The 13,622-nt window shown below is 29.0% G+C and carries 8 protein-coding genes; 6 read left to right on the forward strand and 2 right to left on the reverse strand.

The genetic code is table 11. The features are described from left to right. The first annotated feature begins 1 nt into the window (after nucleotide 1). From ACSHW5_RS04890 to ACSHW5_RS04915, 6 genes are all read left to right on the forward strand, one after another. The gene (locus ACSHW5_RS04890) at nucleotides 2-1,231 is read left to right on the forward strand and encodes a primase-helicase family protein (protein ID WP_435674988.1); all 1,230 of its coding nucleotides are present in this window, start codon (nucleotides 2-4) and stop codon (nucleotides 1,229-1,231) included. Between the two features lie 383 nt (nucleotides 1,232-1,614). Next, nucleotides 1,615-1,785, forward strand: a complete 171-nt coding sequence (locus tag ACSHW5_RS04895; RefSeq protein ID WP_435674989.1) for a hypothetical protein — start codon at nucleotides 1,615-1,617, stop codon at nucleotides 1,783-1,785. A 674-nt stretch (nucleotides 1,786-2,459) separates the two neighbouring features. Continuing rightward, nucleotides 2,460-4,208, forward strand: coding sequence for a type I restriction-modification system subunit M (locus ACSHW5_RS04900; protein WP_435674990.1), 1,749 nt, complete (start codon nucleotides 2,460-2,462; stop codon nucleotides 4,206-4,208). Nucleotide 4,209: 1 nt separating this feature from the next. Further along, the gene (locus tag ACSHW5_RS04905; RefSeq protein ID WP_435674991.1) at nucleotides 4,210-5,484 is read left to right on the forward strand and encodes a restriction endonuclease subunit S; all 1,275 of its coding nucleotides are present in this window, start codon (nucleotides 4,210-4,212) and stop codon (nucleotides 5,482-5,484) included. 4 nt (nucleotides 5,485-5,488) lie between these two features. Next, the gene (locus ACSHW5_RS04910; protein WP_435674992.1) at nucleotides 5,489-7,132 is read left to right on the forward strand and encodes an RNA-binding domain-containing protein; all 1,644 of its coding nucleotides are present in this window, start codon (nucleotides 5,489-5,491) and stop codon (nucleotides 7,130-7,132) included. A gap of 45 nt (nucleotides 7,133-7,177) precedes the next feature. Next, the gene (locus tag ACSHW5_RS04915) at nucleotides 7,178-10,189 is read left to right on the forward strand and encodes a type I restriction endonuclease subunit R (protein ID WP_435674993.1); all 3,012 of its coding nucleotides are present in this window, start codon (nucleotides 7,178-7,180) and stop codon (nucleotides 10,187-10,189) included. 249 nt (nucleotides 10,190-10,438) lie between these two features. Here ACSHW5_RS04915 and ACSHW5_RS04920 read toward each other — a convergent pair whose 3' ends face one another. Then, nucleotides 10,439-11,419, reverse strand: coding sequence for a hypothetical protein (locus ACSHW5_RS04920; RefSeq protein WP_435674994.1), 981 nt, complete (start codon nucleotides 11,417-11,419; stop codon nucleotides 10,439-10,441). After that, nucleotides 11,419-13,428 (reverse strand): phospholipase D-like domain-containing protein, encoded by a 2,010-nt coding sequence (locus ACSHW5_RS04925; protein WP_435674995.1) that lies wholly within the window; start codon nucleotides 13,426-13,428, stop codon nucleotides 11,419-11,421. The genes ACSHW5_RS04920 and ACSHW5_RS04925 overlap by 1 nt, the downstream gene beginning before the upstream one ends. Between the last annotated feature and the right edge of the window lie 194 nt (nucleotides 13,429-13,622).

Here is a 13,622-nt window from a genome sequence, read left to right on the forward strand (position 1 = left end):
TATGAACTACTTAAGAATAGGTACAGATTATTTTAAAATTTGCGGTGTCCCACTTTTAAGTGGAGATACTGTGAAAACCTTAATAAAATGGTCTAAAGGAGAAATTATTACAGATAATGGAAAAGATTTTTTACAATCAATAAAAAAATACGATGGCTTTATAACAATTCCAGAACATAATAATTATCAGCAAGAAATTAATTCTTTTTATAACGAGTATGAAAAAATTGATCATAATTTACAAAAAGGTAATTTTAACAAAACCGAAGAATTTTTAAAACATATTTTCGGTGAGCAATACGAATTGGGTTTAGACTATTTATCTATACTTTGGCAATATCCAACTCAAATTTTACCAATTTTATGCCTAGTTAGTGACAAAAGAAACACAGGTAAAACCTCTTTTTTAAATTGGATGAAATTATTGTTTCAAGGCAATATGACTATCAATAAAAATGAAGATTTTAGAAGCAGATTTAATAGTGATTGGTCTTCTAAATTAATAATTGCAATAGATGAAGTTTTGCTAGACAGAAGAGAGGATAGTGAGCGAATTAAGAACCTTTCTACCGCCAATTCCTATAAAACAGAATCTAAAGGAAAAGACAAAGTGGAATCTAACTTTTTTGGAAAGTTTATTTTATGTTCTAATAACGAAGAAAATTTTATTCAAATTGATGAAAAGGAAATTCGATATTGGGTAATTAAAGTGAATCCTTTTAAAATGGAAGATGTAGATATGCTAAAAAAACTACAAAGTGAAATTCCGATGTTTATCTATTTTATAAAGAATAGAAAAATTACATCAGAAAGAAAAACTAGAATGTGGTTTACAAAGCAACAAATTTACACACCTGCTTTAGATAAAGTCGTAAAAGGAAACAAATCGTATTTAAGTCAAGAAATTAAAGAAATTATTATTGATGATTTTATAGCTTTTGATGTAGCAACACTAAAATATTCAGCAACAGATTTATTAGAAAAGCTATTAAAAGGAAGTATTAGATCATCAATAGTTAAGATTGCCAAGAGTTTAAAATTAGACTACGGTTTAAAATCGATTAATGGAAGTTATAAAAAATACTATCCTTCATATAGTCCAGATAGAAAAACTTTAATTGATTACGAAACTAAAAAAGGAAGATACTACGAGTTTGTAAAAAGCGATTTTATAGAATCTGCGTTGACTGTTGACAAACAGACTAAAAACTCAGTAAAACAAGAGGATTAGGGTTACAACAGTAGTTCAACATACTATCAACTTAAATAAACTTAGTTTTTATTGTTGATAGTATGTTGAACTACTGTTACACCTCTTCTCCTTTCAAACAAAGGCCTCAAAGGTAATCATCAACTTTTCAACAGAAAATTACTTGTTTTCGTTTTTATTGTAAATAACAGGAACATATTAAAAACTTCTGCATACTTTACAATAGACCTCAAAAAAACAAGTTGTTAAATTATATGTAACTATAGTTTTATCATCTCTAATGAGCAATACTTTTTTTAGGGTAATTAATGTATTGTGAACTGCACAAAAAACAATGTATTACAACTAAAATTACATTTTCACCCGATATTATAACAAAGCAATGCTTTTTAAAAAGTATTGCAATGATTTTAGATAGTATTGCAATGATTTTAAAAACTATTGCAATGATTTTAGATAGTATTGCAATGATTTCTAAAAAATATTGCAATGATTTTATCACTAGAAGATATCAATATAATACACAAAAATCAGACAATTCTTACTATAACACAATCATTTACCAACACCAATAGTAGATGTTATACGTTTTAAAAGAATATTTAAAAAGATTACAAGATAAAACACATTACAAATATTAGCTACTACAGATTCAACACATCTAATGAGCAATTGTTTTTGTAATGTAAATAAGATATTTTGACTTATACAAAAAATTCATTAGTAACAGGTAGCTATGTAATACACAAGAGAGGACTATTCTGATTGTACTACAACTAATTACCAACATCAATCTTTTTTTAGCGTAATTTAATGTATTGAGATCTGCATAAACAATGTGTTACAACTAAAATTATATTTTCACCCGACATTATAACAAAGCAATTGTTTTTAAAAAGTATTGCAATTATTTTTATTACTAAAAGATTTCGATATAATACACCAAAAGCAGCCTATTCTTATTGTAACACACCAATTATCAACATCAATACTTTTGTAAAATAGACGTAATACGTTTTATAAAAATACTTAAATAAATTGCAAGAATCAACATTTTATAAGCACTCATAACTATGGTTATATAAATAATTATGAGCAATACTTTTTTAACATATAAAAAAGTATGATGATGGAAAGACTTGCATTTTAATTCCCTCCCTTAAAGCAGCCTATAATCTTGTTGCTTTTTCGTTTATTAAACGACATTTATACCCTATATTTATTTTTTAAAAATTCAGAAAAAAATTACATGACAAACGTTAAAGAATCTGCGAATTTTATATGGTCAATAGCCGACTTATTACGTGGCGATTACAAGCAAAGTGATTATGGTAAAGTAGTATTACCTTTTACAGTATTAAGACGCTTAGATTGCGTTTTAAAAGCTACTAAAGCAGAGGTTCTAAAAAAGAACGAACAAGTTAAAAGTATGAATATCCAGAATTTAGACCCTATTTTAAACAAGGTTGCTGGATATAATTTTCATAATTCTAGCTTGTTCGATTTTGATAAATTAATTGCAGACCCAAATAACATAGCATCCAATTTAAGAAACTATATCAATGGATTTTCAGAAGAAGCCAGAGAAATTATTGAGCAGTTTGAATTCGATAACCAAATTACAAAGTTAGACGAAGGTAATTTACTGTTCATGGTTCTTAAACGCTTTCAAGAAATAGACCTACATCCAGAGCAAATTTCTAGTATGGAAATGGGTTATATGTTTGAAGAACTGATTAGAAAGTTTGCCGAAATATCTAATGAAACTGCTGGGGAGCACTTTACACCACGTGAAGTAATCCGCTTAATGGTAAATCTATTATTTATGAATGATAGAGAGATTCTAACACAAAAAGGAATCGTGAAAACTATTTTCGATTGTTGCGCTGGTACTGGGGGAATGTTATCCGTTGCAGAAGAATACCTCAACGAATTAAATCCAGATGCGAGATTAGAAGTATTCGGACAGGAATTAAATCCAGAATCGTATGCTATCTGTAAATCCGATATGTTAATCAAAGGTCAAAAACCAGATAACATTGCTAAAGGAAACAGTTTAAAGAGTAAAGACGATGTAAAACTAAAAGGTGACCAATTCATAAATCATAAATTCGATTACCTAATTACCAATCCGCCATTTGGAGTAAAATGGGGAAAAGTACAAAAAGAAGTTACCGAAGAACACCAATCACTTGGTCATGGTGGTCGTTTTGGTGCTGGTTTACCATCTGTAAGTGATGGTTCGTTTTTATTCCTAATGAGTTTAATGTCTAAAATGAAACCCAAAGACCAAGGTGGTTCACGTTTAGCCATTGTATTTAATGGTTCACCATTATTTTCTGGTTCACCAAGTAGTAAGAAAAACGAAAGTAGTATACGCCAATGGATAGTTGAAAACGACTTACTAGAAGCCGTTATAGCCTTGCCTAATCAATTGTTTTACAATACTGGCATAAGTACGTATATCTGGATAATAAGTAACCACAAAGCCACAGAACGTAAAGGAAAAGTGCAGTTGATAAATGCTGTAGATTACTTTAAAAAAATGAGTAAATCTTTAGGTAGTAAGCGTAACGAATTATCCGACCAGCATTTACAAGATATTACTAAATTATATGGTGATTTTGAAGCAAACGAACATTGTAAATTATTTGATAATACAGATTTTGGTTACTCTAAAGTAACTGTAGAACGTCCTTTAATGAAAAACGGTAAAGTAGTTACCGACACTAAAGGTAACCCTAAACCAGATGCTAAATTACGAGATACAGAAAATATTCCGTTAAAAGAAGATATTGAAAGCTATATGAAACGTGAAGTTTTACCACACGTTCCAGATGCTTGGGTAGACGAAAAGAAAACGAATGTTGGTTATGAAATTAACTTTACCAAATACTTTTACCAATACAAACCGTTAAGGTCATTAACTGAAATTAAAGCTGATATTTTAGCTTTAGAGGAAGAAACCGATGGTTTAATTAAAACTGTAATGTCTTAGTATGAAGCAATACGAAACATATAAAGATTCTGGTGTAGTATCAATTGGAGAGATACCAAAACATTGGAAAATCAGTAGAATTAATTTTTTGTCTTCTAAAGTTGGTGATGGATTACATGGAACACCAGCTTATGTTGAAGAATCGGATTACGCATTTATAAATGGAAATAATATTGGTGAAGGTGAAATTGTTTTAACAGACAAAACCAAATTTGTTAGTGAGCAAGAATACCTTAAAAACAGAAAGGAACTTACAGCGAACACTTTATTATTATCTATCAATGGAACTATTGGTAATCTAGCATTTTATAAGGGAGAATCAATTATGCTAGGCAAAAGTGCCGCATATATAAATCTATTACCTAATATTAATAAAGAGTTTATTTATTATTACTTGAAATCAGAGCCATCTTTAGATTATATTTTTAGAGAATTATCTGGCTCAACCATTAAAAACCTTTCTTTATACTCAATTAATAAAACACCAGTCCCGTTTCCACCTAGTCAAGAACAAACCCAAATAGCCAATTACCTCAACCACAAAACAGCACAATTAGACACCTTAATTGCTAAAAAAGAGCAGTTAATTAGCTTATTACAAGAAGAACGTACGGCAATGATTAACCAAGCAGTTACCAAAGGTCTAGACCCAAATGTACCCATGAAAGATTCTGGTATTGAGTGGTTGGGTGAGATTCCAGAACATTGGGAATTGAAGAAATTAAAACATATTTTTGATAGTAAAAATTCCATCAGAGTTCCATTAAGTTCTGAAGAACGAGGAAAAATGGAAATAAAAAAATATGATTATTATGGTGCTTCTGGAGTAATTGATAAAGTTGAAGATTATTTATTTGATGAAGAACTAATATTAATTGGAGAAGATGGAGCAAACCTTTTAACAAGAAGCAAAAGATTAGCATTTATAGCTAAAGGTAAGTATTGGGTAAATAATCATGCTCATATTATAAAACCTAAGCAAGGTAATATTTATTATCTGTGTGAATTACTTGAAATGTTAGATTATTCAATTTGGGTAACTGGTTCTGCACAACCAAAGTTAACCCAAGAAGCACTAATGTCAATACAATTATTCGAGCCTTCTGTTACTGAACAAAATGAGATATATGGTTTCATAAAATTGGAATCAGAAAGAATAAATTTAATAATTTCAAAAACTCAACATGAAATTAATCTTCTAAAAGAATACAAAACCGCATTAATTAGTGAGGTGGTTACTGGTAAAGTAGATGTAAGAGAAGAAATAGTAAATTAGCAATATGAGCATATTAGTAAGTATAGAAAATTTATTGTCAGGTAACGTTGTGGAAGGTACACGTATGGAATTCAAAAAAGGTTGGAATCCTAAAACTATTATGCGTTCTGTTTGTGCTTTTGCTAACGATTTTGAAAATGAAGGTAGTGGCTATATTATTGTTGGTGTAGATGAAGTTGATGGCAAACCCATAAGACCAGTTTTTGGTTTTAATCCAAATCAATTGGAGTCTGTTGAAAAAGAACTTCTTGGGTATTGCAATCAAATTAAGCCTTCTTATTTTCCTAGAATATCTTTAGAAGCTATTGACGGTAAAAATGTTTTAGTAATTTGGGTTCCAGCTGGTAGTAATAGACCCTACAAAATTGCTGATGATGTTAATGCAAAACATAAAACTTTAAATTACAGAATTAGATTTAACTCTAATAGTATTATTCCTAATCCAGAACAAGAAGCAGAATTACTACAACTAACAGCCAAAATTCCTTTTGATGATAGAGTTAATACCAATGCTAGTGTAAGTGATATGAGCTTTTCGCTTATGCGAGAACATCTTGAAAAAACAAAGAGCAGGCTTTACGAAGAAAGTAATACCATGACTGTTCCCGAATTGGCAGAAAAAATGAATTTATCTCAAGGAACTGACGAGCATTTATTCCCTAAAAATGTTGGTTTACTTATGTTTTCAAACCAGCCAGAAAAATTCTTTAATGGAGTTCAAATAGATGTTGTAGAATTTCCAAAAGGAGTAGCTGGAAAAGAGTTTAATGAAAAAATATTTCATGGAGCTATTCAAAAACAGCTTATTGATGTGCTTTCCTATTTTAGAACAAATATTATAAAAGAGAAAGTTATTAAACATGCAGATAAAGAAGCTTCTGATAGGGTTTTTAATTATCCTTTTAATGCTATAGAAGAAGCTTTGTCTAATGCTGTATATCATAGAAATTACGAACTACAAGACCCTATTGAAGTAAGAATTCTACCAGAAGCTATTGAAATAATAAGTTTTAATGGGGCTGACCCTTCTTTAAAACAAGATGACTTTGATAAGGGAATTGTTAGAGCAAGACGTTATAGAAATAGACGTGTTGGTGAGTTTTTAAAAGAATTAAGACTTACGGAAGGTAGAGGAACTGGCATTCCAACTATTGTAAAAGCTCTTAAAGATAATGGTTCTGGTAGTCCTAAATTTGACACTAATGAACCTCATAGAACTCATTTTTTAATTGAGATTCCTATTCATCCTGAATTTAAAAAGAATACTCTTAAAGAAGGTATAGCTAAGTTAGCTGAAGCTGTTAAAGTTACACTAACTGATAAAATTGATATTGAAGTAATTACTGAAAAAAGTTTAGCAAGATATACCAAGATTGCAAATTCTCTTAGTAACGAACAAAAGAAAATATTGGATTATGCCTTAATCCCTAAGAAGAGAAAGGAGATATTAGAAGATTGTCTTGGCTTATCAAACCAAACAAAAAACTTTAATACACATATTCAGCCTTTAATGGATTTAGGCTTAATTAACCTTACAATTCCTAATAAGGTCACTAGTCAAAATCAAAAATATTCCACTTCTAAAATTGGAAAAGGGATTCTTTATGTTCTAAAAAATGGAAATAAAAACAATGAAGTAACTAACTAAGTAACTAAGGAGGTAACTAAGGAGGTAACTAAGAAAAGAAATAATATGGCAAAAGGCATACATACAGAACTAACGTTTGAAACTGCAATAGAATTATCATTATTAGAAGATGGTGGCTATGTTAAAGGGCATTCCATAGATTTTGATGCAGACTTAGGCATTTTTCCAAAATACGTTATCGAGTTTCTTAAAAACTCACAACCAAAACAATGGGATAAATTATCTAATATACATAAAGATGCCGTTGAAACTAAAGTAATTCAACGTTTACTAAAAGAATTAGATGTTCATGGTACTTTACATGTATTGCGTAATGATTTTACAGATTATGGTGTAAAATTTAACATGGCGTTTTTTCTTCCAGAAAGCACTTTAAATCCAGAAGCTGAGGTTTTATATCGTAAAAATCATTTAGCAGTTACCAGACAATTGTACTACCAGCGTAAAGGTAAAAACTCGCTAGATATGGTCATTAGTTTAAATGGTTTACCTATTGCCACCATAGAACTTAAAAATCAGTTTTCTGGTCAAGATGTTAGCAATGCTATAAAGCAATATAAATTCGATAGAGAAGCCAGCGAACCTATATTTCAATTTAAAAAACGTTCGTTAGTTCATTTTGCTCTAGATGCAGATGAATGTGAAATGACTACTAAATTAGCTGGAGATAAAACAAGATACTTACCGTTTAATTTGGGAGCTAATAACGGAGCTGGAAATCCTATCAATAAAAACGGATATCGAACAGCATATTTATGGGAATACGTATTAGCTAAAGATAGTTTTATGGATATTATTGGTAAATTTTTGCATTTAAATGTAGAGGTTTACGAGCTAAATGGAGTGCGAAAGAAAAAGGAAAGCATGATTTTCCCAAGGTTTCACCAGATGGATGTGGTTCGCAAATTAACTAAAGACGCTAAATTAAAAGGAGCTGGACAAAATTATCTAGTTCAACATTCTGCTGGTTCTGGTAAATCTAATTCTATTGCTTGGTTATCCTATAGATTATCTAGTTTACACAACAAGCAAAATGAACGTGTTTTCGATTCTGTAATTGTTATTACAGACCGTAAAATATTAGATAGTCAGTTACAAAATACCATTTATCAATTTGAACACAAACAAGGAGTTGTTCAGAAAATAGATAAAAACTCGCAACAATTAGCAGATGCAATTAAAGCTGGTTCTAATATTATTATTACCACATTACAAAAGTTTCCGTTTATTTTAGACAACATAGGCGAATTGGACGCTAAAAAATATGCCGTAATTATAGATGAAGCACATTCTAGCCAAGGTGGTGAAAGTTCTAAAAAGCTAAAGGAAGTTTTATCTGCAAAATCTTTAGAAGAAGCCGTTTTAGAAGATGTACATTCTGGATTAGATGAAGATGCAGAAGACCAGATTCGAAAATCTATGGAAGCCAGAGGAAAACAAGAGAACCTCAGCTTTTTTGCATTTACTGCAACGCCAAAAGCAAAAACGATAGAAGTATTTGGTACACCAAACAAAGAAGGTATACCAAAACCGTTTCATTTATATAGCATGAAACAAGCTATTGAAGAAGGGTTTATTTTAGATGTACTAAAAAATTATACAACGTATAAAACATATTTTAAATTATCAAAAGAAATTGAAGACGACCCAAAGGTTAATAAAAAACAAGCATCCAGAGCAATAGGACGTTTTATGTCTTTACATCCGCATAATTTAGCACAAAAAACGGAAGTTATTATTGAGCATTTTAGACAAGTTGTTTCTAAAAAAATTGGAGGTAAAGCAAAAGCAATGCTAGTTACTGGTTCTAGATTACATGCAGTACGTTATAAAGAAGAATTTGATAAATACATAAAGGAAAAAGGATATACAGATATTAAAACGGTTGTAGCATTTTCTGGAAAAGTTATTTATGATGCGTATCCAGATGGTGTAACCGAAGTAGAACTAAACGGATTTAAAGAAAAGGAATTACCAAAAAAGTTTGGTTCTGACGAATACCAGTTATTATTGGTAGCCGATAAATACCAAACAGGATTTGACCAGCCGTTATTGCATACCATGTATGTAGACAAAAAATTATCTGGAGTAAAATGTGTACAAACGTTATCCAGATTAAACAGAATGCATCCTGGAAAAGAAGATACTTTTATTTTAGATTTTACAAATGATACAGAAGACATTCTAACTTCGTTTCAACCATATTACGAGTTAACAACTATACAGGAAGCTACAGACCCAAACCAGTTATACGATTTAAAAACCGAAATTGAAAAAGGACAAATTATCTGGGAATCTGAAATTGATAATTTTTGTAATATATTTTTTAAATCTTCAAGAGCTTTAAACGTAAAAGAACAAGGTAAACTAAACGCTTTTATAGACCCAGCGGTAGAAAGATTTAAACAATTACCAGAAGAAAATGGTAAAGACGATGTTATTGGAGCAGAAATTACACAAGATAATTTTAAACATGCATTACAAACATTTACCAGATTATATTCTTTTTTAACTCAGATTATGCCATTTAGTGATGTTGAGTTAGAAAAGTTATTTACGTATTCTAGATTTTTATTGAAGAAATTACCAAGAAAAAACCAGCAAGATAGGTTTCAACTTGGTGATGAGGTTTCTTTAGAATATTACAGATTACAACGAGTAGCAGAACAAAATTTAGCGTTAGAAGATAAAGGAGAATATGGTTTAGAAGGTCTGGATGGTGCTGGAATCCGTTTGAATAAAGAAGAGAAAGAAGCATTATCTGAAATTATAAATGTTTTGAATAATAGATTTGGTACAGAGTTTAATGATGCGGATAAATTGTTTTTCGACCAAATAGAAGCAGAATTAGTTGCGGACGAAAAATTATCTGAACAAGCAAAAAATAATTCACTATCCAATTTTAAATTTGGTTTTGACGATGCTTTTATGGATAAGCTAATTGGAAGGATGGAACAGAACCAAGATATATTTTCCAAAATGATGGATGATAAAGATTTTGGTGGAATAGTTAAAAATTATATGCTGAAAAAAGTTTACGAGAGATTGAATAAGTAAAATTAATTATCAATTTGATAACACCATATTCTTAAAAATGATTCTTTTAAAGGTTGAATAAATTGGTTTTAAATACAGTGAACAAAACTACTTTACTACATCTATAATTGATATAAAACTAATACCTAAAAAAAACAAAACCCTCTAAATAAATTATTTAGAGGGTTTTATTTTTTAAAGTGGACATATATTACAATTTACTAAAAACTAAGCAGGAAAACATCCTTTAAATATTGTTACTATATTATCTTAGCCTTCTTTTATAAATTGTTTTAGTTCATTTAAAAAATCTTCTTTTGTATTTGTAGTGCTTAATAATTTATAATGCTTTACACCTGATTTTTCTAACCAATCAGACCAAAAAAGTTGCATTATTTCAAAATCATTTGGTGAAATAGTTTGACTTCCAGTTACTGGATGTAAAGACCTATCATACATTTCAGATACAAAAACTTCAGTATTAGTTAAATTCTTGTTTTCTATTGGTATGATTCCATATCCAGAGTTTTTAAAAAAATCTTTTAAATCTGTTTTACCTGATGCTAAAAATTCATTTCTAAATTGATTAACCTTTACTTTAGATAGATATAGACATTTTTTATCACGGCAATTTTTTGCCCCAAATAAACCAGCTTCTATATAGCCGTCAGTAAGTAAAACAATAATATTTCTTTGCTGTGTTTTAATAATTGTTTCATCTATTATTTTTGGCTCTTTATTTTTCTTAATTAAAGTAGATGATACTTCTTTTTTAAAATAATTATAAACATCTCCACCAGTAACATTTTCTAAAGCCTTAGTATAGATATTTTGTACTTCAAAATCAACAGTTTTAAGGGCGGCATCATTTCCTCCATTTGCTAAAAAATCTATACGTTGAGAAAGATTCATTTTAGATAAATCCATTGTTAACCCCTCTAAATTTATCTTAAAATCTTTTATAATTGCAGGATTAGTAAATTTAAACTGAATAACATCTTCTTGCCCCATTACTCTGTGTTTAATTCTATAAATATCTGGGTAATAATTACGATATATACTTGTAATTAGTTCTACATCTGATACTGGTTTAGGATATAAACCTTCGATTCTATTTGATAGGTCAGGTGTGATAATTAAGTTGATATTTTCATTAGTAATTGTCTTTATATTTGTTTCAACAATTGGACTTTTATCTGTTTTACAACTACTCAAAAATAAAACAGTGATCATCATTATAATTTTTTTCATTATGCTTCAATTTTTTTCATATTATCCTCTAACCATTGATCTGATGCTTGTATAGCTTGTTTTGACATATTAATTGCTTTATCGTTAGCATATTCGTCATGTAGCCATTCATTCCACCCTTCAATAAAAGCACTAACTCTATCTTTTAAAGAACTTAGTGAAATTTGAATATTATCATTTTCAATATCATTCTTGTAAACATCTGCTTTTTTTATAACATTTGCAATATTATTGTTAGCTTCTTGATTGATATAACTTATTTTAGTATCTAAATCTTTTGGTAAAAAAATTAGACTTTGCTCTAATTTATGAATTTCACCCTCAAACTTAATTATTTCTAAACCTATATTATTAGTATTTTCTTTATGCTCTGAAATTTCACTATTTAAAACTGTTATTTTATCCATAGCTACTTTCCTTTCAATTAACATTTTTTCTCTACCAGCTTGCGCACTTCTTTCAGCAAAGAAACTAATTAATCTATTCATCAATTCTGCTAAAAAGAAAAAAGGTATTGCTCCAAGGAAAAAAACTAACCAAAAGTTTATATCAGAAAATAAAGCTTCTATTGATTTTTCATATACAGTTCCTTTTGATAAATAATTAATTTCACCTATTGTAGTTGATACTTTTACAGCTATAAAAATATCAATCAGAACAACAATTAAATATGAAATTATTTTATAAATTTTTGACTTAATATCATGAGAAATATAGGCAATAGCAAAAGGAATAAATACAAAAAACATTATATAAAAAATTGCTGTACCTCCTTTGGACACTGCCTTAACAAATGCTTTTGCTTCATAAACCTGAGGATTAACACTTACTCCTGCCTTAATAGCTTCTAAGGCATCATCATATGAATACAACATTATATAAGCTGATGATGAATAAAATAAAACCATTGCAATTGATAGTCCTAGAAAAAAGATTAACTGAGGCCAAAATTCATGGTGTTTGAACATTGGTCTGACAAATTCTATATCTAATGAATTTATCTTATCCTTTAAATTTAATATTAACTTTTCAAGATTTGCAATTGTAGTTTCTACTATATTTTTTTTCTCAGTTTCTTTATTTTTTTTTCTTGAAATTACCTCAGTCTTTTCAAATTCTAACCTTTTCTCTTCTGAATTTATTTCAACATCTACTGAATTTAGTTTTTCATCTTTCAATGTATTTATATTTTGTATAAATTCAGCTACTTTATTTTCTATTTTTTTATATAGTTTTTCTTTATTATCATCATTATCTTTTTTATCAGAAACAAATAAATGGTAAAGAGAATCCATAGATTTTGTAATAACTTGTGAGTCACCACTTACTTCTTTAGCTTGATTGTAAGCCATTTCTTTTACCTCTCCCCTATTTGTCTTTTTTATTTCTGATGAAATGATAGATTTAAACACATCATCTAAAGAAATATCCATAGATTCTTTTTCTTTAGAAAGCTCTTCTATATTATGATCTACTTTAAGACCACCTACTTCTTTTATATCTCCTTTAAATTTATTTTTTAGTTTAGCTGACCAACTTTCTGTTGCAATTTCTTCTTTTAATTCATCTTCTGTTCCTTTTTCTTTTTCCATAATTAATTTTTTGTAATCATTTAACAAATCCTGAATAATTGATTTATCATTCGTTTTTATAACCGATTCAGAGTTATTTTTCCTAGCATTTACAGTCCAATTATATGATCCATGAACTGCTATTTTTTCATCTATAACACAATACTTTTGGTGCATCATTCCATACCCCTTTACTTTTATCCTTTTCAAAAAACCTCCCAAGGATTCAAATTCACTGAAATCTAGTTTTAAGTTTTCTTTATTATCTCCAATAACTATGGAAACTTCAATTTTTTCTTTAAGTTTTAAAACTAAAAGATCAAGTAAGGTTTGATCCGTGAACCATGCAGTTACGACATAAATATTAGTCACTGAGGCAGTAAGGCTCTCAGTAAGGTCAATATATATATCTCCCCCTTTAAGTAGTGATTGTTTCATTAGCTTTTTTTTGTGTCAAAAATATAATAATTTCATTATAGATTATATATAAACTATATTTAATATTATAGTTTCATAAATTTGGATTTTATGATATTAAAAATATGAGGACAACGATTCAAAAAGGGTTATAAGTACTTATAAAATCAAAAAGAAGTAAGAATATAGAATGTATTTATTAGAAACTTAGTAGA

Origin of the sequence: Polaribacter sp., from assembly GCF_051251875.1 — a bacterium.
Lineage (GTDB): Bacteria > Bacteroidota > Bacteroidia > Flavobacteriales > Flavobacteriaceae > Polaribacter.

Coding starts and splice junctions, on each gene's coding strand:
- ACSHW5_RS04890 (WP_435674988.1), top strand. CDS start 2: ATGAACTACTTAAGAATAGGTACAGATTATTTTAAAATTTGCGGTGTC.
- ACSHW5_RS04895 (WP_435674989.1), top strand. CDS start 1,615: ATGATTTTAGATAGTATTGCAATGATTTTAAAAACTATTGCAATGATT.
- ACSHW5_RS04900 (WP_435674990.1), top strand. CDS start 2,460: ATGACAAACGTTAAAGAATCTGCGAATTTTATATGGTCAATAGCCGAC.
- ACSHW5_RS04905 (WP_435674991.1), top strand. CDS start 4,210: ATGAAGCAATACGAAACATATAAAGATTCTGGTGTAGTATCAATTGGA.
- ACSHW5_RS04910 (WP_435674992.1), top strand. CDS start 5,489: ATGAGCATATTAGTAAGTATAGAAAATTTATTGTCAGGTAACGTTGTG.
- ACSHW5_RS04915 (WP_435674993.1), top strand. CDS start 7,178: ATGGCAAAAGGCATACATACAGAACTAACGTTTGAAACTGCAATAGAA.
- ACSHW5_RS04920 (WP_435674994.1), bottom strand. CDS start 11,419: ATGAAAAAAATTATAATGATGATCACTGTTTTATTTTTGAGTAGTTGT.
- ACSHW5_RS04925 (WP_435674995.1), bottom strand. CDS start 13,428: ATGAAACAATCACTACTTAAAGGGGGAGATATATATATTGACCTTACT.